This is a genomic window from Microcystis ichthyoblabe FBCC-A1114, from assembly GCF_050500245.1.
GTDB classification, from domain to species: domain Bacteria; phylum Cyanobacteriota; class Cyanobacteriia; order Cyanobacteriales; family Microcystaceae; genus Microcystis; species Microcystis ichthyoblabe_A.
The window spans coordinates 602,355-623,246 of sequence record NZ_CP191408.1 but is presented as its reverse complement, the minus strand read 5'-3'; the positions used below and the strand labels follow the sequence as shown (position 1 = coordinate 623,246).

Below are 20,892 nucleotides of genomic sequence, written 5' to 3'. Positions count from 1 at the left end.
CACTGGTTCTAAAGTGTAATAATAATTTAGATTGTTCTTTTCTTGCACGTCCGCTCACCGATTGCCTCCCACCCAATGAGTTTAGAATCCGCTACTGATGAAGTCATTAAGCAAAATTTGGAACAATTTCTAATTGTTTTGTCCGTTTCCCTGAGTGTGGCCACGGTTTCGAGGATTTTTAGCTGGTTTCGCCAAATTCCTTACACCCTATTGTTAGTGATAGTCGGTTTAGGTTTAGCTTTTATCGATATCCGTCTGGTGAACCTATCCCCCGAACTGATTCTAGAAATTTTTCTGCCCCCTTTGCTATTTGAAGCCGCTTGGAATACGCGCTGGCGAGATCTGAAGGATAATTGGATTCCCGTCAGTCTTTTCGCTATTGTCGGCGTAATTATCTCGATTTTCGGGGTTGGTTTTACCCTAGATGAATTGACCAATTTACCCCTATTTACGGCATTATTAGTGGGTGCAAGCCTTTCTTCTACGGATCCCGTCGCTGTTGTCGCTCTTTTTCGCGAATTAGGGGCCAGTAAAAACCTCACCGTGCTTTTGGAAGGGGAAAGCTTATTTAATGATGGGGTTGCTGTCGTCGCTTTCGCTCTTTTGGTGGAAATTCCCCTCGGTGCTAGTGGTCTATCCTTAGAGACAACCATTAGCCGGATTGCGGCTTTTATCGGTATCGGGGTGGCAGTGGGTTGTTTAGTGGGTTTTGGTATTTCCTATCTGACTCAACGTCTCGATTTACCCCTAGTGGAACAGTCTTTAACTCTTGTGTCCGCCTACGGTGCTTATTTATTAACCGAGGAGTTCGGGGGTTCGGGGGTAATCGGAGTGGTGACTACGGGGATTATTTTAGGTAATTTTGGCTCTAGAATTAGTATGAGTCCCCGTACCCGCCTATTAGTCACGCAATTCTGGGAGTTTCTCGCTTTTTTTGTCAATTCGATCGTTTTTCTCCTCATCGGCGATCAGATTCGTCTCTCCAGTTTAGCCGATAATCTCAATTTAATTTTTATCACGATCGCCGCCGTGGTAGCGGCCCGTTTTCTGGCTACCTTTGCTTTAGCAACTGTTAGTAATGCCTTGATGGAAACTAAAATTAATTGGCGAGAAAAAACGGTTTTATGGTGGGGAGGTTTGCGCGGTTCCGTTTCTATTGCCCTAGCTTTAAGTGTGCCGGTTATTTTTCCCAATCGTCAGGATATCATCGATATCGTCTTCGGAGTTGTTCTCTTTACCCTGTTGGTTCAGGGATTAACTATTCAAACTTTCCTATCGAGATTAGACTTGATCGGTGATCAACCAATTCGAGAAAACTATGCGGAACTTTTAGCCCGACGGGTAGCTTTAAAAAGAGTTTTAGACTATCTTTCTAAGTTAGATAAATCTCCCGATGTTGCCCCCGAATTTTTTAGTTATGAGCAGCATCTCGTCAAAGAAAAGTTAAAGACCGTAGAAGCGGAAATTCAATCTCTCAACGATAGTTATCCCCAATTACAGCTATTAACAATGGAACAACTTCGGGAAACCCTCCTAGATATCGAAGCTGATACCTACGCTGAATTTATTCGAGCCGGCCGTTTAACTAGCAATTTATCCCCCGTCCTCCAAGAAATTCTCGCTGAAAGTAAAATTACTGATCAGTAGGACTACTTTGGGGTATATACAATCAATCTCAATTCTCCTAACGATCAACGACTGGGTTTTATGACAAAAACCCCTCCAATTAATGAAGGGGTTTTTGTGGGGTTTTATGGGGGATTTTAGGAGACTTTTGTAGTTTCTTTTTCAGTGGATTGGGAGGGTTTTAGTTTGCGCTTGAGGGTGGAAGCTGCGCCGAGTGTGCCGAGGGTGAGGAGGCCGAGGATGGTAGAGGGTTCGGGAACGGTTGGAACGGTAGTCGTCTGTATATTCCACGTAAAAATCCCGTCCATAAATGCCTTCCTAGTTAAATTACCACCGAAGAAGATATTGGCTTGATTTTTGATATTAACAGTGAAAGTGTCTCCCGCTGTAATTGTTCGTGTCAACGTGCCAGATGAATTTAAATTTAAAAATTCACCACCTTCAAAGCCAGACCAAATAAAGTTAAAGCCATTCAAGCCAAAACTACTTGTTGTGTCAGTAGAAACAGGAATATTATAGTCAAGAGTAAAAATACCATCTGTATCGGAAGAAAAGGTATAAGTCCAGTCTGTACCACCGAAAAGTGTAGCCTGTCCATTAGAGTTAAATGTTTCCCAGCCCACGTCAGAGAAAACTACCTGACCTTGAGAGGTATTGAGCCATGAAGCAGTTGCTGTTGCCTTAGATAAAACCGAAGCTGTACCAGAAGTTGCGAGGGCACTGACTGATGCACTTAAAGGATTTATTGTATTTCCCTGACTGTAGGAGTCAGTATCGGTCACTAATCCACCTCCAGCGTCGGCTGTAGCTTGTAAATCTAATGACGAATTCAGTGCTAAAACAGCCGCATTTACTGATTGTAAGCCAATCGTTTCTAAAGTTATAAATACTGTTCCAGCAGCAACTGGCACTTTGACGGCGAGTCCAGTCATCAGGAAAAAAATTCGGTTTTTCATGTTTAAAATTGTCTTTTTGCTAATTACATTCGACGAGGAACAACTTTGACGGTACACACTCCCCCCCCCACAACTGTATCAAAAACTACAATTTAATAAATCTTTATATTCTTCTCCCTAGCTTAGGGATTCATAGGGGAAAGAGTTTCAGGTATTTTCCCCTGTTTTACTGCTTCTCAGGCGACCGATCGCCTTCCGTGAGGGATTGTGGCGCGGTGTGTCAGATTCGGTAATAGGGTTCAAAATTTCGCTAACACGGTTTGGTAAATTGACTCTAGCAACCAGAGATGATCGACGATCGCCAGATTGGCAAGGGCGGAGGTATCGCTGACCACGATCATAGCCAGCCTCGATCGCGCAGATGTTGAACATCCTGCTCAAAGTCTTCTACATCGTAGTGAACACAAATATCGCGATCTGCCAGCAGTTTTTGAAAGTCCATGACTTCCATCCCGGCAATTTTACTGGCGCGACTGAGGGAAATCCGCTCTTGCTGAAACAGCGCAATGGCAATCTCCCGGAGCCAGTCGCCTTGGTTAAAGGTTTCGGCTTGGCTGAGGTTATCCGGTAGGTTCAGGGTAATTTGCATTAAGACATCCTCACGCGCTAATACTTATTATTTTCTCTAGCCTGCCATATCTCAGTTAAAGCTTTGGCTCTTCTGGTTTCTGTGTGAAAACGAGGTCTATACTGATAGTTTCTTCCTCGGCTCGAATGAGCATCGCCGAACGTCAAAATAGTGCTGAAAGTCTTGCCCGATCAGCATTTCACGATTCCATAAGCAAAAATTATCAGACAAAATCGAGAAGAGCCATTAATTCTGTTGGGGTACTTAGAAAGGAATATCGTCTAAATTTTCCTCCACCGATGTGTCGCTAGGTTGCCAAGCGGAAGGATTAGAAAGTTCATAGGATGCGTCGTATTCAAAGTCCCCGGGGGAGACAGGTGCGACGGGTTTTTCCACCGGGGTTTTATTCGATTTGTGGGTATTGATTGGCACGACTTTTTCCGGAGTCGGGGCCGTCATTTCACCGCTACTCACGCTGCCGTCAAGATGATAGAGATGACTAATGACTAATTCGGCCCGTTTTTCCTTAAAACCTTCGGGACGATCGATCGTCTGCATGGAGAGACGACCTTCTAAAATTACCCGATCGCCTTCATTATAGTTCTGAGCAACTTCTGAGGCCAAATTTCCCCAAGCTACGGCCCTTAAATTAGCTGGGGTTGCCTCGGCACGATTGGGAGAAAACTCGACTAACATTTGAGCGTAGGGAGTTTGATTATCTTGGGTATAACGTAATTCGGGACGACGGACAATTTTAGCCATTAAAATGCAACTGTTCATGGTCGAAAATCAGTCTGAATTTTTCTAATAGCACCATTGTACTGAAAAAGTACAAGGATCACCACTGGGGAGGTTGGGGAATTTTATGGGACTCTGGTTAAGAAAAAATCTCTTTAACACTTGGTACAACGTCATCTTAACCCTTGCGGGTCTATTTCTCAGCCTCTGGGGGGGCTTAAGTTTTCTCGATTGGGCGATAAATCGGGCAAAATGGGCTGTAGTGACGGAAAATCTCGGTTTATTTGTGGTCGGTCGTTATCCAGAACAGTCAATATGGCGAATTTGGCTGATTTTAACGATAATTGCGGCTTTATCGCTGTTTTCTTGGCAATTAAACCGGGGTCGCTTCCCCAATTGCCCCGCTTTTCTCCAACGCTGGTGGGGATTGCTCTGGTTATTGACTTTACCTTTAATTGCTTGGTTACTATTGGGGGGATTATTTTTAACGACAATTCCCCTCGATGATCTCAGTGGTTTAATCTTAACTTTATTAGTAGCGATCGCCAGTATGATTTTATCTTTTCCCTTGGGGGTATTATTGGCCCTGGGGAGACAGAGTGAATTACCGGCAATTCGTTGGCTATCTATTGGCTATATCGAATTATTGCGCGGTTTACCTTTGTTGGGAATTTTATTCATGGCTCAGGTGATGTTACCTTTAATTTTACCCGCCGGGACCAGACCAGAACGGGTGATCAGAGCGATCGCCGGATTTACCCTTTTTGCAGCAGCCTATCTGGCCGAAAATGTTCGGGGTGGTTTACAAGCGATTCCCAAAGGTCAAATTGAAGCGGCCAGGGCTTTGGGTTTAAAACCGATTTTCGTTTTATTATTGATCGTTCTACCCCAAGCTTTAAAAGCGGTCATTCCCGCTATTGTTGGTCAATTTATCAGTTTATTTAAGGATACTTCTCTACTGGCGATCGTGGGGCTGGTGGACCTCTTGGGTATGGCAGGCTCGGTTTTAGCTAATCCGAAATTTATCGGCGATTATCCAGAGGTTTATCTATTTTTGGCGTTTATTTACTGGATTTTCTGTTATTCTATGTCCCTAGCCAGTCATAGGTTAGAACAGCGTTGATTGGGGTGATGGGGTGATGGGGTGTGGGGTGTGGGGTGTGGGAAGCTTTTCAGTGTTGCCAAAGGCACGGCGTAGCCGTCCAGTAAACAGTAAACAGTAATCAGTGAACTGAAAACTCACATCTGATAACTGATAACTGATAACTGATAACTGATAGATGGCTACCTGGCTTTTTGTCATAAATATTGATATGATTTAACAATCAGCAGCAATTTATGGTAAATATATTTATTTAGGAGAGCGAGAAAATGGCTGGATTCTTTGGCCTGTTTGGCAATAAGACGAAATACGTCGATGAACCGATGGATATGAGCGCACCGGAACCGAAAGAGGCTTTTTACTTGGAACCCGATGACGCTAAAACTCTCGGTAATATCGACTTTATGCGGACACCGATCACGATCCGACGTACTTTCCCGAAAACTGCCTCGAATAAAAAGGGTGGCGAATCGATTAAACAGATTTCTTCTATGGAAGTCAGCAAAGTCACCGATAACGGTATTGTGGCAAAATCGGCTACTTCCGAGGCTAATAGTAAGGCTAACGCTGCTAATGATAACGTTCGTCGCGCTAACGATGACAATATCAATCCTTTCCTGAAAATGGCCCGCGAAATCAAGAAATAGTATAGGGTTTGCTGAATAAATCTAAAAACCTTGTTGGGTAAAACTTTTAGACCTTTTGGCCATCAAAAAGTAATGGATCTGGGAGTGATCGGGGGAAAAATCCCTGGACTTTTTCCCTGAAAATTAGGTAATTGACCCCCTCAAAATCGGTAAAACCCTACACCCCACACCCTACACCCTGCCCCCAGGAAAAACTTTTTCAGCAAACCCTACTATAGTAAGGTGAGCATTGGCTACCCTTGAGATTAAACTTTGGTGGGGAAAGCCCACCTTTTTTATGACCATTATTAACGGAAAAACCAAGTTATTAGGCGTAATCGGCGATCCCATCGGCCATACTCTTTCTCCCCCCATGCACAATGCCGCTATCGATGCCTTGGGGCTAAATTATGTCTATCTTCCCCTACCGATCGCCCCGGAAAATTTAGCAACTGCGATCGCTGGTTTGTCCGCCATCGATCTAGAGGGTTTTAGCGTCACAATTCCCCATAAATTAGCAATTATTCCCTTATTATCGCAAATTACCGAGAAAGCAAGGCTAGTAGGCGCAGTTAATACCGTCTGGCGCACGAAAACTGGCTGGCAGGGAACGAATACCGATGTGGATGGCTTTCTCGCACCCTTGAAATCCCTTGACAAAGATTGGAGTCGGGTGAATCCAGTTATTTTAGGTAATGGCGGCGCTGCCCGGGCGGTAGTGGTGGCTTGCGCCCAGTTGGGCTGTGGCAAAATTCATGTGGTAGGACGCAATCAAAAGAAATTAGATCCTTTTAAAGAAAGTTGGGCGAATACCAGCCTCTATGACCTCCTAGAAGTGCATGGCTGGGACGAATTAGAGGGGCTGCTACCCACCACAGAACTTCTGATTAATTCTACCCCCATCGGAATGTCCCCCCAGGGCGAACAATCCCCTGTTGAGTTAGAATTATTAGACCTTTTGCCCTCATCGGCGATCGCCTACGATCTAATTTATAATCCCCGGCCGACCAAATTTCTCCGGTTGGCCCGGACTAGAGGGATAAGAATTATTGATGGGTTAGAAATGTTAGTTAATCAGGGAGCGATCGCACTAGAAATCTGGTTAGGTCAACCCGTCCCCGTCTCGGTCATGCGGGAAGCTTTGTTAAAACAATTCTAAATGCTAAAATCCTATTTCTGGCTTGATTTATGACCCCTTCTAGCTCCTTTTGGAAAACTCTGAATAACTCGATTCTAGTGCGCTATCTATTATTATTTGGTTGTGGCTGGAGTCTGATTATCTTAATTAACTATTTCTACGGGACAATCGCTATTTTTACTGGTTCGGCAGTCCTGGCCGCTCTATTAAATTATCCCGTGGTTTGGTTATCTCGTTATCTACCGAGAGGACTAGCCATTGCTATTACCACCCTAGTAGCTTTTATCCTCCTATTTAGATTAGTCACAGGCATAGGATTAGAAGCAGTTAGTCAGGGGAAAGGACTAATATTCAATCTTACCGATGCCCTGGGTCAACAAGATTTTTTACCCTTTCAAGACTTTCTCGATCGATTAGATTGGAATAAAATGGTGGGAACCCTACAAACTGGTTTAGCCACAGGTTTATCGGTCGTACAAGGAGTTTTTTCCAGTGTCTTTACCGGCGTTTTCGGGGCGGTGATCAGTGTTTATATGCTCATCGACGGTGATAAACTCTGGCGAAGTTTTTTGCAACTTCTCCCCCCAGCATACCGGGAGCGTTTTGCCAAGTCTTTTCGACAAAGTTTTCTGGGATTTATTCGCGGGCAACTGTTATTAATGCTCTTTTTATCGGTGACGAGTTTCTTAAGTTTTTCCCTATTGGGAATTCAATATGGGCTAATTTTAGCGGGTATTCTTGGTGTTATCGATGCTATCCCGGGTATCGGGGCAACCCTGGGCATTTTGTTGGTAACTATCTTGACTTTTACCTCCCAAGGACTAACAATTGCCGTTAAAGCTTTTATTGTCTGTGTTGTCTTGGTACAAATTCAAGATAATATTATTCGCCCTAAAGTTATGGGCAATGCCCTAGAATTAAACCCGGTAATTTTATTTTTATCCCTCTTTATCGGCGAAAGAATTGCGGGATTATTAGGTATTTTTCTCTCCATTCCTATTGCCGGAATGATTGCGATCTGGATCAGTTACGGGGAAGAAAAACCAATAACAGATTTAGAGGAAAATCAGTTAAAAGAAAGTCAGGAGAATTAAGAGCCGATCCCCAGTTTCTACTATACAATTAGAGAAATTTGTTATCCACAACACTCGATCGCTACCTATGGAAAACCTAGATTTAAAGAAATCCTCGCCCCTCTTATTTATCTCACCGTTTTTTCTCTGGGGAACAGCGATGGTAGCGATGAAGGGTGTTATCCCCCATACTACCCCCCTATTTATGGCGGCAATTCGCCTTGTTCCCGCCGGAATGTTAGTTTTAATGGTAGCTTGGTTTTTAGGTCGTCCTCAGCCCAAAACCCTGCGAGCATGGCTATGGATTGCCCTTTTTGCTCTCATGGATGCCACTCTTTTTCAAGGTTTTCTGGCATTGGGGTTAAATCGCACCGGGGCGGGGTTAGGATCGGTAATTATTGACTCCCAACCCCTAGCGGTGGCTTTAATGTCCAGTTGGCTATTTAAAGAAGTTATCGGTGTCTGGGGATGGTTGGGATTGGGTTTAGGGATTGGGGGAATTAGTTTAATCGGCTTGCCCGATCAATGGTTTTATGACTTTTTTGGACAAAAAGCGGTAAATATTGACTTTAGCTGGCAGGAATTACTAAATAGCGGCGAAATGCTGATGCTTTTGGCTTCCCTATCCATGGCGGTGGGAACAGTGTTAATCCGGTTTGTCTGTCGTCATGCGGATCCCGTCAGCGCCACCGGATGGCACATGATTTTAGGAGGATTGCCGCTATTTTTAGCTTCAGGTTTCACCGAATCCCATCAATGGCAAAATGTAGATTTAAATGGTTGGTTAGCTTTAAGTTATGCCACGATTTTTGGTAGTGCGATCGCATATGGAATATTCTTTTATTTAGCCGCCAAGGGCAATTTAACCAGTTTAAGTTCTTTGACTTTTTTAACTCCGGTTTTTGCCCTCACTTTCGGGAATTTATTCCTCGGTGAGATGTTAAGTGTATTGCAATGGGTGGGGGTATCTTTAACCCTCGTTAGTATTTATTTAATCAATCAAAGGGAAAAAATATCCCCACAAGTGCGGGCAATTTTTGCTAATCTTTCCTCACTTATACCCAAAAGCAACTAAATCAAATTCCCTGCGAATTACCTCGACTCTGGCAAAATTTGCCTCTTGTAATTTATGGTTAAGATTTTGAGAAGTAAAACCTGTTTTATGAGCCATATAGGGCATTCCGGGGACTTCTGTTCCCATGCCGTAAAACATCCATAAAGCCCGCACGGGACCTCCAGGAGAAATATATAAAGGTTCATTTTCCATATCGCCTCTAGCGACAAATTCGGCGGCGGTTTGCATATCGGGAACTACGATCATTAAAAAGCCTTCGGGTTTAAGAATGCGTTTAAATTCCCCTAGGGCGATGGGAACTTCGTAATGATAAATATGTTCTAGATTATGACTAGAAAAAACCGCATCGACGCAGTTATCGGGAACGGCACTTAAATCGGTAATCGTTCCTAAAATATCGGGGTTAACAGCAGTATTGATATCGAGGCGAATTTCTTGCCAATTGCCATCGCGGAATAGTTGGGGTAAGGCTTCGGGATTATAGGGACCGCAACCCACATTTAAAACCAGTTTTTTCGGGGATTTTAGCGCTGTTATCCCTGGGGGAGCATTCCAAGCTAATAAACAAATATTTGTCAAACCAAGCAAACCGTGATTAGCTACTTGATCATCTAAAATTATCTGAGCTTGGGGATGGGTTTTAGTAAAATCTTTTATGGCCTGTTGGAGAGCAGGATGCTGACATTTATTGATGATAATTAAAGCGGAATCAGACCAGAATTTTTTGGCGAAAAGTAACGAGATGAAGAGGGATCGATAGTCTTCGGCGGCATCGTAGTAATAAACTCCCAGCTTTTCTTCACTGTTTAATTCTTCCAGATCATCGAAAAAGTTTTCCGTTTCTTGATCGCTTAAAAATATCTGTTCTGATAGTTGAAAATCCTCCAAATCCTCAGATAATATAGTTAGCTTTTCTCCCGATGGATCGTATTTAAAAAAAGCTTCCACGCCATAACCGCAGCGATCGCTATTATCCCAGAAAGCGGCGACTAAACTACCGCGACGAAAACAACCCACCTGACAGTAAACCTCGTCCGGTTGCAGACAGGCAACGGCTAGATTGAGCAGGGGAAAGAGATTGCGATCAGGATAAGAGGCGGTTTTTTCGCTTAAAAGGGTTAATTGCTCGGAAATAGGCGACATTAAAGCCGATCCCCAATCCTGATACTGTTGGGGCAGTTTTTCTAAGAATTTCTGTAAATCCATACCTTGCTTTCCCGAAAACTATAATCCTTTTCCAATATCGTAAATCATCGTGCTTGTCATCAGGTCACAGACTTAATTGTGGAAGAGTGCTAATCTAACTATTAGCCTATTAGCACAAGTAGAGGAGCTTCTAATATGCCCTACAAATGCTTCCAGATCAAATTTTGGGGAGTGCGGGGGAGCATTCCCTGTCCAGGTTCGGAAACCGTTCGTTATGGTGGTAATACTTCCTGTGTCGAGATGCAAGTCGGTAGAGAAAGATTAATCTTCGACGGTGGTACGGGGTTACGCATCCTAGGACAGTCTTTGATGACAGAAAGTCCAGTGAAAGCCCATTTATTTTTCAGCCATTCCCATTGGGATCATATTCAGGGTTTTCCTTTTTTTATCCCCGCTTTTATCAGGGGCAATACTTTTAAAATCTATGGGATTCCCTCTGCCAACGGAGTAACCATCAAGCAAAGATTACACGATCAGATGTCACACCCTAATTTTCCCGTGCCTTTGCAGATTATGCGGGCTGATTTAGAATTTTATAATCTAGAAATGGGCAAAACCCTCTACTGTGCCGATTTCACCGTCGAAACCCGTCCTTTAAATCATCCCGGGGAAGCGGTGGGTTATCGGGTAAATTGGCAGGGTTTATCGGCAGCTTATATTACCGATACCGAACATTTTCCCGATCGCTTTGATGATAACGTTCTGGCTTTGGCCTGGCAAGCGGATGTGATGATTATTGATGCTACCTACACCGATGAGGAATACAACGATCCTAAGTATTCTAAGGTGGGTTGGGGTCATTCCACTTGGCAACAGGCAGTCAAAATCGCCCAGGCAGCGCAAGTTAAGCAGTTAGTTCTATTTCATCACGATCCCGCCCATAATGACGATTTTCTCGATCGCATTGGGGAACAGGTAAGAAAGATTCTGCCTCAAACTATTCTCGCCCGGGAAGGACTCTCGATCAAATTACGACCGGAAGGTTCTCGGATAGATGAAGCGTAACCTAAGCTACTGTTCTCACCATGAAGATAACTGCTGTAGATGGTCAACAGCTTATCCCCGTGGGCGGAGATAGGATAGAATGATATAACTTCATCTGGGATTTTCTCTGGTGCTATATTATAAAAATGTCCAATCAATCCTCACCTAACTCCACAGAAATACAAGCAATTTTTGATCAGATCGCTCCCGAATATGACCGCCTCAATCAGGAATTAAGTTTAGGATTACACCATATCTGGAAATTAATGACAGTCAAATGGTGTCAACCCGAAAAAGGGGACTTTGCCCTCGATGTCTGTTGTGGCAGCGGCGACCTGACTAACCTATTATCAAAACAAGTGGGTAAAACCGGCCAAGTGATCGGACTAGATTTTTCCCCACAACAATTAAAAATCGCCCGTCAACGTTTTAGCGCCACTAATATTAACTGGATGGAAGGGGATGCCCTCAATTTACCCTTTGCCGATTCTAGCTTTGATTGTGCCACTATCGGCTATGGATTACGCAATGTGGTCGATATTGCCCAATGTTTGGGGGAATTATACCGAGTCCTCAAACCGGGTGCTAAAGCGGCGATTCTGGACTTCCATCAACCCACCCAAACCATCGCCAAACTATTCCAAAACTGGTATCTCGATCATATCGTCGTTCCCGCTGCCGAGCGTTACGGTTTAACTGACCAGTACGCTTATATTAGTCCCAGTATCGATCGCTTTCCCATGGGCCCAGAACAGGTAAAATTAGGCTATCAGTCGGGATTTTCCAGCGCTGTTCACTATCCACTCCTAGCAGGACTGATGGGAGTGTTAGTCTTGAAGAAATAACCTACTGACATTTCCGTTTATTTTTTGCTGCTAAATTGAATCTCCCTACTCTTTGGACATGGATATTACCGCCGATCGCGGGGGCAATTATTGGCTATTTTACGAACGATGTAGCCATAAAAATGCTATTTCGTCCCTACAAGGCGATTTATATCGGTAAGCGTCCTCTTCCCTTCACTCCGGGGCTAATTCCTCGCAATCAAGATCGATTAGCTGTCCGGGTATCGGATACGATCATGGGTTCCCTGTTAACCCCCGAGGAACTACAAAAACTGGCTAAACGACTCCTCGACACGGAAAGGGTACAGGGGGCGATACTCTGGCTGTTACAATTAGCTTTAAAACAAATAAAAGGCGATCGGCAAGCAAAAACCGCCGAGATTTTGGCGGCGATTCTTCACGATTTATTCGGGGCATCTTTAGCGAGATTACTAAAAGTTTTAGCCCGACGGCAGGACTTTTTAGAAAAACAGATCAATCAAATTTTTGATCGCCTAGTCTTAGAATTTTCTCTCAGTGAACAACAGGCGCGACAATTCTCCGATTGGCTATTAGAAACCGTCCTACCTGCTGATGTTATCCGTCTAGCTTTAATCGATTTTTTAACCGATCGCAATATTCAAGTTATCGATGAAGGATTTCGAGAAAAAACCAGTGGAACCTATTGGGTAGTAGCCAATTTATTCGGTTTACGCAATGCCCTCGCTCGCTTACGCACTTTTTGCCTTGATGAAAAGGATTTAGCTAATACCAGAATCAAAGAATTATTACTATCTTTAGAGATGCGTAATCGTCTGAAAGACTGGTTAAAAAGTATCTCTTTACAAAATTTACCTATCTCCACCGTCAGACAATTGCGTAAAACCACTAGGGATACGGTGCGAATTTATATTCAAGAAAGTGGCGAACAATTTCTGCAAGATTTTGGACAAACGATCGACTGGGATCAAATCGCTAATTTAATTATTAATCGTCTGCAATCTTCGGAGTCAATGACTACATCATTAGGGGTAATTAGTCAAGAGTTAGCGTTAATTTTAGAGCGTTATCTAGAGGAAGATTTAGAGAAATTAGTCGCCCAAATTATCCCAATTCTCAACATCGATCAAGTGATCCGCGATCGGGTAAATGCCACTTCCCCGGCCGATCTGGAAAATGCTATTCAAGGCATTGTTAAACAGGAATTACAGGGAATTGTTAATCTTGGTGGGATTCTCGGTCTTCTAGTCGGACTAATGCAAACAATTATTTTAATTGCACAGAATCCGGGGTAATAATTAGGGTTTGCTGAAAAAGTTTGTTGGTGGGGGCAGGGTGTGGGGTGTGGGGTGTGAATTTTCCCCCTGAAAAAGCCTTAATCTAACAAGGTTTTTAGATTTATTCAGCAAGCCCTAATTAGGGTTTGCGGCAAAAAGTACGGGCGAAGCATTCGGGCAATAACCTATCGGTGAAACCGTAGATTTTTTATCCGAATGCTTCGCCCCTACAGGACGCGGGCCGATGAAGACGCAAGGTTTTGAAGCACGATTCTCTCAAAATCTTGCACCTGTTTCGCGAGAAAAGCCACAAAACCCTTACCTTGCCTACATTTCACCTTTATTCAGCAAGCCCTAATTAGGTGGGTTAAACTAAGTTAACCCACCGGAATCATCCCGTTTATTTTTAAGGTAAAATCAAAAAACTTCCCTGACAGAAAAGAGTTTGATCGTCGAGAATAAAAGATTTAATCTCCACATCTTTGCCTAAATCGACGGTAAAAGGTTGCAAATCAATAGATAAATCTGGGGCTAAACCTTGCCATTGTCGGGGACTAATCCCTAAAGTGCGAGCATCTTCTAGGGTAATATCAGCGCTAAAAATTACTTCTGCACCCGTTTCTCTATGGCCGAGAAGAGAGAAATAACCCTGATTTAAGAGAACATTTTTCCAGTTAAAACGCTGTTGTGAGATAATTTCTCTGGCGTTAACAATTCCGTTATTTTCTAGGGAAAAAATTAGTAAATCGGCAAAAGCATTAACCAAAATAGTCGAGGCGATCGAATTATTTAAATCCTGCTCGTTAATTTCCACCTCACCGCTAACCCGAATAGGTTCCAAAATTTTTAGGGGTTTCCCTCGCAAAACCTGCCCAATATTAAGACGAATATTTTCCCCTCTTAATTGCGCTTTACCCAGATGTAAACCTTGATAAATCGCTTTTCCTACGGCTAAAAATACCCCGGGGATATAACCGCGCAAAATTTGCCGATCATGACCTTGCAGCTGCATTTCTAAATCTTCTATCTGTTCTACTTGCGTTCTTAAGAACAGACGTACTGCTGGCGGCAAAACCTTACTAATAATCTCACTTTGAGTATTGACCCACATAAACGTTATCTCACTCACTCCACAATGTTTCTAATTGTAACAGAGCTAGATCGATCGAACCATGAGGGGCTGCCGTCAGCTATCATACTAAATCCGTTGAGTAGAGGCGAGTTATGAGGAGAGGCAAAAGGCAAAAGGCAAAAGGGAATAAATAATCAGTTTTTAACTAGGTAGGCGTTAAAAATTATCAGATGCCCCCCTTATCAAGGGGGGAAGGGGGGATCGGCACCCCCCTTATCAAGGGGGGAAGGGGGGATCGGCACCCCCCTTATCAAGGGGGGATCAAGGGGGGATCAAGGGGGGATTAAGGGGGGATCGAACCTAAAATTCATTTTTAATTTAATTATAACCAACAACTTAATAACTGGATTTGGTATCAGTTATAGGTAAAAACTTCGCTACTTTCTGATTACTGATCACTGATCACTGACAAGCCCCTAATTCTTAGGTTTTTGAGGCGTTGAGGGAATTAAAACGAGGGGAAAGATAGGCGACTAAAACCCCGAGGGCAAAACCGATTAAATTGCGGAAAAGGGGCAGTAATTCACTGGTGCGAGTAACCACCGGTCCGATGCCAAAAGCAACAAAGAGGATAAACCAGAGGGGAGAGACAATTAAAACCCATTGCCAAGCGAAAACCTGTCCTTCTTTGCGAGGAATACCGGCAAAACCGAAGACTAAACCGCCGACAATTGAGGTAATTAAAGTTAAAATCCACTGTTCCCTCGGTAAACCGGGGACCACCGCACAACCACCCTTAACTAAACAGCCTTTTACCGTGTCCAAGGATTGTACGATCGCATTATTTTCGCCATTTTCCCGAACAAAATACATATTACCGAAACGGGCCTGTAATTCGATCCAAAAAGTGCGGGGTAAAAATTCATAGACGGCATCACCAATACTAAAAGATAGTAGATTACCGCCGCGACCATCGGCCACTAGGAGAATACTTTTATCATCTAATCCCCAGAAATTAATCACTGCCCGGCCGGGGCTGCGGTCATATTGGGTTAAAACTCGCATTTTCCAGCCGGTTTCCCCTTGAAATGTCTCGATATCTCGGATTAATGCCTCTTCCTGTTTTGCGGGTAGATAATTGGCTAAATCAACGATCGGAGTGGCTTGATTGGGCAGTAATTCGGGATTATTCACCGCTAGAGCTTGATTTGGGCAGATAATCCAACCCAGACAGCTAATGACACCAATTACAAGAGCGATCGAGATTCCTCGGCAAAAACGATTGAGCATAGCACTTCTAGACAATGAGAATTTTTTCAGCAAGGGTGTAGGCTAACTTTCAGTTTCTTTACACTTATTTACTTTATCTTAAGGGAATTCTCAACTTTAGTCACCCAGTTAGGGACTTGCGCTTTGATAATGTACCTTTTGGGCGAACGCAGTTCGCCCCTACATTAATGTACCTTTTGGGCGAACGCAGTTCGCCCCTACATTAATGTACCTTTTGGGCGAACGCAGTTCGCCCCTACATTGTGGACAAAATCCGTTACTGTAGGGGCGCAAGGAACCTGCGCCCTCCGATCGCCCAGGTTTGCTGATCACCCTAAGTAGGGGGAGAGCCTTTGAGAGTCCCCGCAGCTAAGGGACTTGCACTTTGATAATATGCCATCTGGCCGGCCTGATTCTTCTACAGAGCGATTTTCTGGCTAGGATATTATTCCCACGCAAGTCCCTTATCGGTCATCAGATGCGAGTTTTCAGTTCACTCTCCAGAAACTCAACTCAAGCTGATGAGGTCTCAACCAGTGGCATTAACTGGATCTTTTGCCAAAATGGAGTAAATATAGTAGCGGGGGGATGGTCAATGACAGCACAGGAAGTATTAGAGTTGATTCAACGGGCAAAAGACGAAAGAGCGGGGGAGTTGGATCTGTCCATCAAAAACTTAACAGAAATTCCCCCCGAAATCGCTGACCTCACCTCCCTGCAACTCCTCAACCTCAGCTTTAACCAAATCAGCGAGATTCCAGAAGCACTCGCTCAACTCACCTCCCTGCAAGAACTCAACCTCAGCATTAACCGAATCAGGGGGATACCAGAAGCGCTCGCTCAACTCACCTCCCTGCAGCGCCTCTATCTCAGCAGTAACCAAATCAGCGAGATACCAGAAGCACTCGCTCACCTCACCTCCCTGCAAATCCTCGACCTCAGCAATAACCAAATCAGGGAGATACCAGAGGCGCTCGCTCACCTCACCTCCCTGCAATACCTCTATCTCTACAGTAACCAAATCAGGGAGATTCCAGAAGCGCTCACTCACCTAGTCAACCTGAAGCGATTAGTCCTCGAAAATAACCCGATTACCAACGTTCCCCCGGAAATTATTCGTCAGGGATGGGGTAAAACAATATTGGATGATGGCAATCCGCAGGCGATTTTTAATTATCTCAAGAATAAAGCTAAACGCCCTCTTAATGAGCTTAAAGTTTTATTGGTGGGGGAGGGGGATGTGGGGAAAACTTCCCTGTTAAAGCGGTTACTGCACAATACCTTTAATTCCGGAGAACCCAAGACCCCCGGCATTAATATTGAAAGGTGGCCACTGCCCCAAAAACCCGATATTCGCCTCAATATCTGGGATTTTGGCGGTCAGAAAGTGATGCAAACCACCCATCAGTTTTTTCTGACTAAACGCAGTCTTTATCTGCTTGTCCTCGACAACCGCAAAAATGAACAGCAAAACCGTCTGGAATACTGGTTAAAACTCATTGAAACCTACGGAGGCAATTCTCCCGTGATTATCGTGGGTAATTGTGCCGATGAAAATCCCCCGCAAGTTAAGATCCGCACCCTCCGGAAAAAATATCCCCAAATCACCAAGCTAATCGCCACTTCCTGTAAAACCGGTGTGGGAATCGAGGAACTTGTACAGGAAATCGCCTCTCAAATCGATGCTATTCCCCATATCAAAGATTTATTGCCTAATAGTTGGTTTGAGATCAAAACTCAACTAGAAGCGATGCAAAAGACTTATGACTTTATTTCCTACGAAAAGTATCAGGAAATGTGTCAGACAGCCGAGATTAAAGAGGCCAGCGATCAAAAAAGTTTAGTGCAGTTTCTCCACGATCTCGGTATTGTCCTCAACTACCAAGATGATCCGCGACTGAATGAAACCAATGTCCTGAACCCGGAATGGGTAACTAGCGGTGTTTATGATATTCTCAATAATCACGATTTGATGGTGCAAAAAAAGGGCATTCTTTCACTGCCAGATCTGGAAAATATTCTCAAACAAACCCAACGTTATCCCGAAAATAAACGCGGATTTTTGATGGATTTGATGGGAAAATTTGAACTCTGTTTTCCCCTTGATGGTTACAGTCCCGATCGCTATCTAATCACCGATCTTCTACCCATCGATGAACCGGATGTGGATATCTACGAAAACGCACCTTTACACTTCCAGTACCGTTATGATATCCTGCCCGGTAGCATTATTTCCCGCTTTATCGTCCGTAATCACCAGATGATCTATAAAACCATGCGTTGGCGTAGTGGTGTGGTTCTGACAATGGATCTTAATAAAGCTTTGGTGCGTGCCGACGAGGAAGATAACTACATCAGCATAAAAGCCCAGGGTTCCCGTGCTAGTGCGCTTTTAGCTATTATTAAGACAGATTTTGACAAAATTCACGCTACTATCCCTAATTTAGCCGTACAGGAAAGGTTAGTGATTCGAGAATTGCAAGGGGAACAACCCACCGGGGTAGAAGTTCCCGTCGATTATCTCCATCTGATAGAACTCGATCACCAAGGCAGCGTGGAGGCAATTCTCCCCGGTTTGCGCGGCAAATATAATATCCGCGATATCTTAGAAGGGGTGGAATCTAAGACAGAAAGAGCAAGAGATCTCGATATAAGGGAGGAACGTAGCCGCAAAAGCCGAGAAAATCGCCCTATGAGTCCCAAAACGCCAGAAACTCCCAATCTCCTGAAACCTAGTCTCGCTTTGTTGCTGGTTTTAGCTGTGGTTGCTTGTATAGTTGCGGTGATTGCCCATTTTGTGCCAGATTCAAAGCATATTACCAGCGTTTTGACAATTATTTTTATCTTTGCTTTTATTGTCTTTGTGTTATTGCTCTTGACGGGTAAAATCAATCAAACGACCTTTAATCAGCTTTTTGAAGTTTTGTCGCGATTTATCCCTACTTTTAAAGGACAAGAACCAAAAACCAACAACGATGACACCCCCCAAGAAACCCCCAAATCGGAGCAGTAAAGATTTGCTTACCACAGAAAGGTAACTTAGACGAAAAAGTTTACAAATATTTAGGGTTTGCTGAAAAAGTTTGTTGGTGGGGTTAGGATTCAGGATTCAGGAGTCAGGAGTCAGTCCCGATGAAAAAATTTTCACCCCCACAGATGAAAGAGGTTTCCTTCCCCACACCCCACACCCCACACCCTACACCCCACTGCCCCATCTCCTTAACTGCGTTTCCAAGTATTCCAAGCGACTTTAAAACCGATCAGGAGGCGACGGCTGCCACGATCAAGCTTGCTAAGACCAGCTTTAGCACTACCGAGACTGCGATCGACTCCTTGGACAACTTGGCGGGTACTTTTGACCCCTTCATCGATATTGTCGGTTAATTCGCTGATTTCCGCCCCTGTCAGGCGAATTGCTTCTAGAGTCGGGGGAAATTCCCGATGGAGGGTATCGAATAATTTTTCGGCACTGCGGGCTGCCCGGGCTAACTCTTGCAGGGCAGGTAAAGCGGCGATGAAAACCGCCGTTAAACTAACGGCGACTAGCAGTAAAGAACATCCTAGCCAGAAAATAGGTTCGGTCATTTAATAGTGATTCGAGTGTTGATTATCGCCTTGGGGGGATTCTTGCGAGTCAGGGGAGGGATTGTCTGTGGCTAGACTTTGACTAGCTTCGATTCCGGCTGTCACCGCCTCTTTTAATCTGATTAAAGTATCATCCCAATTACGCCGGGCCGATTCCGATAGGCGATCGGCCTGCAATTGCATCGTCGTGGTCAGATCTTCGGCTAATTCAGGCAAAGCCTGGGCGGATTTTCGCAGAATTCGACGGGTTTCTTTTCCAGATCTGGGCGCTACTAATAAACCCGCCACTGCCCCGATCGCACTGCCCACTAAAACCCCGACGACGAATAAGCCACCGTTACCGTTATTGTTATCTGCCATAGGATTGCCCTTGTACTTAATTCCCAATTTTACGAGCAATTACACTTCTCTTGTGCAGTTTCTTCGGCAAAAATTTTGACCTGTTGCTCTTGGTAAAGAAAAACAGACCTAGAAGGGATAAATTGAGAAAAAACTAGCGATCGGGAAAAACCTGATTTTATGGCTGACTTTGAGCCAATAAGGAAGTGAAAAAGAAGAACCTCTGGGAGTCTTGCCGTGTTTCGACCCCAAAGGTTCTTCTTATGCTGAACTTATACTCCTCACACAATATTCATATTACACACAACCCACTGCTTTTGTCAAGAGGTTTCTGAAATTTTTTCCACAGACCTCTGGCCAAATTAATTTCCCAGGGCCGTTAGGCGCTCTTGTCGGGGACAGCTATCAATATCAACTATTGCCTTCAAGCCACGTTTTCAAATCTCGTTCTGGTTTAGCCACATTAAATAAATGTAAACCAAAATCCTCTGAAATATCTTGACAAATTTTCACTCCTCTGATGCTGTTGCCTTTTTCATCTAAAAGGGGCGAAAAAGTCCCAATTCCCAACTGATGGGGGACTACTGCCGTAATTCCGCCACCGACACCGCTTTTTGCTGGTAATCCTACTCGATAGGCCCATTCTCCCGAAGCGTCGTACATTCCACAGGTAAGCATAACACTGATCACATCTTGAACGTAGTGTTCATCGATCGCCCGTATTCCTGTGATTGGGTTGACACCTCCATTAGCTAAGGTAGCAGCCATGAGGGCTAAATCGTGAGCATGGACGAGAATGGCGCATTGTTGACAGTAAAGATCGAGGGTTTCTTCAATTTTATCGCTGACCATGCCAAAATTTAGCATTAGATAGGCCATGGCCCGATTGCGATTGCCGGTAGATTTTTCCGAGAGAAAAACGGGGACATTAATCTCGTGATCCCTACCCGTATAGCGTTTAAACATTTCTAAAATACGTTTTAGCCTTTCCGTGGCATTCTGTCCGGTGATTAAATCCGTAGTAGCGATCGCACCAGCATTAACCATAGGATTATAGGGACGATTGGTTTTTTCATCGAGAATAATCGAGTTAAAAGCTTCTCCGGTGGGTTCAACACCGACTTTACTATTAACGTATTCTCTTCCGTGATCTTCTAGAGCTAATCCAAAGACAAAAGCTTTAGAAATCGATTGTACTGTAAAGGTTTGCTGACAGTCTCCCACCTCAAAAATCTGACCATCAGTGCTAATTACGGAAATACCAAACCATTCTGGAGCTGCTAGGGCTAATTCCGGAATATAATCGGCGATATGACCCGTCTGTAAATCAGAGTATTTTGCGTGAAGATAGTTAAGATAGTTCCGAAAAGGATAGACTAACTCTTGCTCGGAATTGACGGGACTAATAAAATCTTTTGGGGAAGCCATAGAGGA

General features: G+C 44.0%; 19 protein-coding genes. 10 read left to right on the top strand and 9 right to left on the bottom strand.

The features are described from left to right. Window positions 1–75 precede the first annotated feature (75 nt). Complete coding sequence (locus tag ACQY1Y_RS02875) at window positions 76–1,647, top strand: Na+/H+ antiporter (RefSeq protein ID WP_430013936.1); 1,572 nt, start codon at window positions 76–78, stop codon at window positions 1,645–1,647. A gap of 116 nt (window positions 1,648–1,763) precedes the next feature. Here ACQY1Y_RS02875 and ACQY1Y_RS02870 read toward each other — a convergent pair whose 3' ends face one another. From ACQY1Y_RS02870 to ACQY1Y_RS02860, 3 genes are all read right to left on the bottom strand, one after another. Further along, window positions 1,764–2,582, bottom strand: coding sequence for a PEP-CTERM sorting domain-containing protein (locus ACQY1Y_RS02870; RefSeq protein ID WP_430013935.1), 819 nt, complete (start codon window positions 2,580–2,582; stop codon window positions 1,764–1,766). A gap of 337 nt (window positions 2,583–2,919) precedes the next feature. Continuing rightward, window positions 2,920–3,171 carry a UPF0175 family protein gene (locus ACQY1Y_RS02865; protein ID WP_002736449.1) on the bottom strand — a complete coding sequence of 84 codons (252 nt, stop codon included), beginning with the start codon at window positions 3,169–3,171 and terminating at the stop codon, window positions 2,920–2,922. Between the two features lie 243 nt (window positions 3,172–3,414). Continuing rightward, complete coding sequence (locus ACQY1Y_RS02860; protein ID WP_024970685.1) at window positions 3,415–3,930, bottom strand: single-stranded DNA-binding protein; 516 nt, start codon at window positions 3,928–3,930, stop codon at window positions 3,415–3,417. Window positions 3,931–4,015: 85 nt separating this feature from the next. Between ACQY1Y_RS02860 and ACQY1Y_RS02855 the strand changes: the two genes are divergently transcribed. The 5 genes from ACQY1Y_RS02855 to ACQY1Y_RS02835 all read left to right on the top strand — a co-directional run bounded on the left by ACQY1Y_RS02855 (window position 4,016) and on the right by ACQY1Y_RS02835 (window position 8,902). Then, window positions 4,016–5,011 carry an amino acid ABC transporter permease gene (locus ACQY1Y_RS02855; protein WP_430013934.1) on the top strand — a complete coding sequence of 332 codons (996 nt, stop codon included), beginning with the start codon at window positions 4,016–4,018 and terminating at the stop codon, window positions 5,009–5,011. Between the two features lie 248 nt (window positions 5,012–5,259). Then, window positions 5,260–5,637, top strand: coding sequence for a hypothetical protein (locus tag ACQY1Y_RS02850; protein WP_002754350.1), 378 nt, complete (start codon window positions 5,260–5,262; stop codon window positions 5,635–5,637). 277 nt (window positions 5,638–5,914) lie between these two features. Next, on the top strand, window positions 5,915–6,775 hold the full coding sequence (locus ACQY1Y_RS02845) for a shikimate dehydrogenase (protein ID WP_043997319.1): 861 nt from the start codon (window positions 5,915–5,917) through the stop codon (window positions 6,773–6,775). 29 nt (window positions 6,776–6,804) lie between these two features. Beyond that, window positions 6,805–7,848: an AI-2E family transporter gene (locus ACQY1Y_RS02840; protein ID WP_430013933.1), complete on the top strand. Its 1,044-nt coding sequence runs from the start codon at window positions 6,805–6,807 to the stop codon at window positions 7,846–7,848. A gap of 67 nt (window positions 7,849–7,915) precedes the next feature. Beyond that, entirely contained in the window at window positions 7,916–8,902 is a 987-nt protein-coding gene (locus ACQY1Y_RS02835) for a DMT family transporter (protein WP_430013932.1), read from the top strand. Here ACQY1Y_RS02835 and ACQY1Y_RS02830 read toward each other — a convergent pair. After that, entirely contained in the window at window positions 8,879–10,108 is a 1,230-nt protein-coding gene (locus ACQY1Y_RS02830) for a class I SAM-dependent methyltransferase (protein WP_430013931.1), read from the bottom strand. The two genes, ACQY1Y_RS02835 and ACQY1Y_RS02830, sit on opposite strands and share 24 nt — an antisense overlap. Before the next feature lie 135 nt (window positions 10,109–10,243). Here ACQY1Y_RS02830 and ACQY1Y_RS02825 point away from each other — a divergent pair, with 135 nt between their 5' ends. From ACQY1Y_RS02825 to ACQY1Y_RS02815, 3 genes are all read left to right on the top strand, one after another. Further along, the gene (locus ACQY1Y_RS02825; protein ID WP_430013930.1) at window positions 10,244–11,113 is read left to right on the top strand and encodes an MBL fold metallo-hydrolase; all 870 of its coding nucleotides are present in this window, start codon (window positions 10,244–10,246) and stop codon (window positions 11,111–11,113) included. A 125-nt stretch (window positions 11,114–11,238) separates the two neighbouring features. Beyond that, window positions 11,239–11,937 (top strand): bifunctional demethylmenaquinone methyltransferase/2-methoxy-6-polyprenyl-1,4-benzoquinol methylase UbiE, encoded by a 699-nt coding sequence (gene ubiE, locus ACQY1Y_RS02820; protein WP_430013929.1) that lies wholly within the window; start codon window positions 11,239–11,241, stop codon window positions 11,935–11,937. A 35-nt stretch (window positions 11,938–11,972) separates the two neighbouring features. After that, the gene (locus tag ACQY1Y_RS02815) at window positions 11,973–13,211 is read left to right on the top strand and encodes a DUF445 domain-containing protein (RefSeq protein WP_430013928.1); all 1,239 of its coding nucleotides are present in this window, start codon (window positions 11,973–11,975) and stop codon (window positions 13,209–13,211) included. A gap of 388 nt (window positions 13,212–13,599) precedes the next feature. Here ACQY1Y_RS02815 and ACQY1Y_RS02810 read toward each other — a convergent pair whose 3' ends face one another. Together ACQY1Y_RS02810 and ACQY1Y_RS02805 are read right to left on the bottom strand one after the other, a co-directional pair. Beyond that, complete coding sequence (locus ACQY1Y_RS02810) at window positions 13,600–14,304, bottom strand: LmeA family phospholipid-binding protein (protein WP_103111668.1); 705 nt, start codon at window positions 14,302–14,304, stop codon at window positions 13,600–13,602. A 444-nt stretch (window positions 14,305–14,748) separates the two neighbouring features. Further along, window positions 14,749–15,555, bottom strand: a complete 807-nt coding sequence (locus ACQY1Y_RS02805) for a TPM domain-containing protein (protein ID WP_012266581.1) — start codon at window positions 15,553–15,555, stop codon at window positions 14,749–14,751. A 574-nt stretch (window positions 15,556–16,129) separates the two neighbouring features. Here ACQY1Y_RS02805 and ACQY1Y_RS02800 point away from each other — a divergent pair. Further along, window positions 16,130–18,547, top strand: a complete 2,418-nt coding sequence (locus tag ACQY1Y_RS02800) for a COR domain-containing protein (RefSeq protein WP_430013927.1) — start codon at window positions 16,130–16,132, stop codon at window positions 18,545–18,547. 206 nt (window positions 18,548–18,753) lie between these two features. Here ACQY1Y_RS02800 and ACQY1Y_RS02795 read toward each other — a convergent pair whose 3' ends face one another. The 3 genes from ACQY1Y_RS02795 to glsA form a co-directional block, all read right to left on the bottom strand. After that, entirely contained in the window at window positions 18,754–19,119 is a 366-nt protein-coding gene (locus ACQY1Y_RS02795) for a hypothetical protein (protein ID WP_002735843.1), read from the bottom strand. After that, on the bottom strand, window positions 19,120–19,479 hold the full coding sequence (locus tag ACQY1Y_RS02790; protein ID WP_430013926.1) for a YtxH domain-containing protein: 360 nt from the start codon (window positions 19,477–19,479) through the stop codon (window positions 19,120–19,122). It abuts the gene before it with no gap. A 390-nt stretch (window positions 19,480–19,869) separates the two neighbouring features. Then, a complete protein-coding gene (gene glsA, locus ACQY1Y_RS02785) occupies window positions 19,870–20,886 on the bottom strand; it encodes a glutaminase A (RefSeq protein ID WP_002736106.1) in 1,017 nt (338 codons plus the stop codon). Window positions 20,887–20,892: the final 6 nt, after the last annotated feature.

Bases quoted from the DNA above. Each gene is read 5' to 3' on its own strand.
- ACQY1Y_RS02805 (WP_012266581.1), bottom strand. From the start codon at position 15,555: ATGCTCAATCGTTTTTGCCGAGGAATCTCGATCGCTCTTGTAATTGGT.
- ACQY1Y_RS02830 (WP_430013931.1), bottom strand. From the start codon at position 10,108: ATGGATTTACAGAAATTCTTAGAAAAACTGCCCCAACAGTATCAGGAT.
- ACQY1Y_RS02850 (WP_002754350.1), top strand. From the start codon at position 5,260: ATGGCTGGATTCTTTGGCCTGTTTGGCAATAAGACGAAATACGTCGAT.
- ACQY1Y_RS02875 (WP_430013936.1), top strand. From the start codon at position 76: ATGAGTTTAGAATCCGCTACTGATGAAGTCATTAAGCAAAATTTGGAA.
- ACQY1Y_RS02835 (WP_430013932.1), top strand. From the start codon at position 7,916: ATGGAAAACCTAGATTTAAAGAAATCCTCGCCCCTCTTATTTATCTCA.
- ACQY1Y_RS02855 (WP_430013934.1), top strand. From the start codon at position 4,016: ATGGGACTCTGGTTAAGAAAAAATCTCTTTAACACTTGGTACAACGTC.
- ACQY1Y_RS02825 (WP_430013930.1), top strand. From the start codon at position 10,244: ATGCCCTACAAATGCTTCCAGATCAAATTTTGGGGAGTGCGGGGGAGC.
- ACQY1Y_RS02840 (WP_430013933.1), top strand. From the start codon at position 6,805: ATGACCCCTTCTAGCTCCTTTTGGAAAACTCTGAATAACTCGATTCTA.
- ACQY1Y_RS02790 (WP_430013926.1), bottom strand. From the start codon at position 19,479: ATGGCAGATAACAATAACGGTAACGGTGGCTTATTCGTCGTCGGGGTT.
- ACQY1Y_RS02870 (WP_430013935.1), bottom strand. From the start codon at position 2,582: ATGAAAAACCGAATTTTTTTCCTGATGACTGGACTCGCCGTCAAAGTG.
- ACQY1Y_RS02795 (WP_002735843.1), bottom strand. From the start codon at position 19,119: ATGACCGAACCTATTTTCTGGCTAGGATGTTCTTTACTGCTAGTCGCC.
- ubiE (WP_430013929.1), top strand. From the start codon at position 11,239: ATGTCCAATCAATCCTCACCTAACTCCACAGAAATACAAGCAATTTTT.
- ACQY1Y_RS02865 (WP_002736449.1), bottom strand. From the start codon at position 3,171: ATGCAAATTACCCTGAACCTACCGGATAACCTCAGCCAAGCCGAAACC.
- ACQY1Y_RS02800 (WP_430013927.1), top strand. From the start codon at position 16,130: ATGACAGCACAGGAAGTATTAGAGTTGATTCAACGGGCAAAAGACGAA.
- glsA (WP_002736106.1), bottom strand. From the start codon at position 20,886: ATGGCTTCCCCAAAAGATTTTATTAGTCCCGTCAATTCCGAGCAAGAG.
- ACQY1Y_RS02860 (WP_024970685.1), bottom strand. From the start codon at position 3,930: ATGAACAGTTGCATTTTAATGGCTAAAATTGTCCGTCGTCCCGAATTA.
- ACQY1Y_RS02810 (WP_103111668.1), bottom strand. From the start codon at position 14,304: ATGTGGGTCAATACTCAAAGTGAGATTATTAGTAAGGTTTTGCCGCCA.
- ACQY1Y_RS02845 (WP_043997319.1), top strand. From the start codon at position 5,915: ATGACCATTATTAACGGAAAAACCAAGTTATTAGGCGTAATCGGCGAT.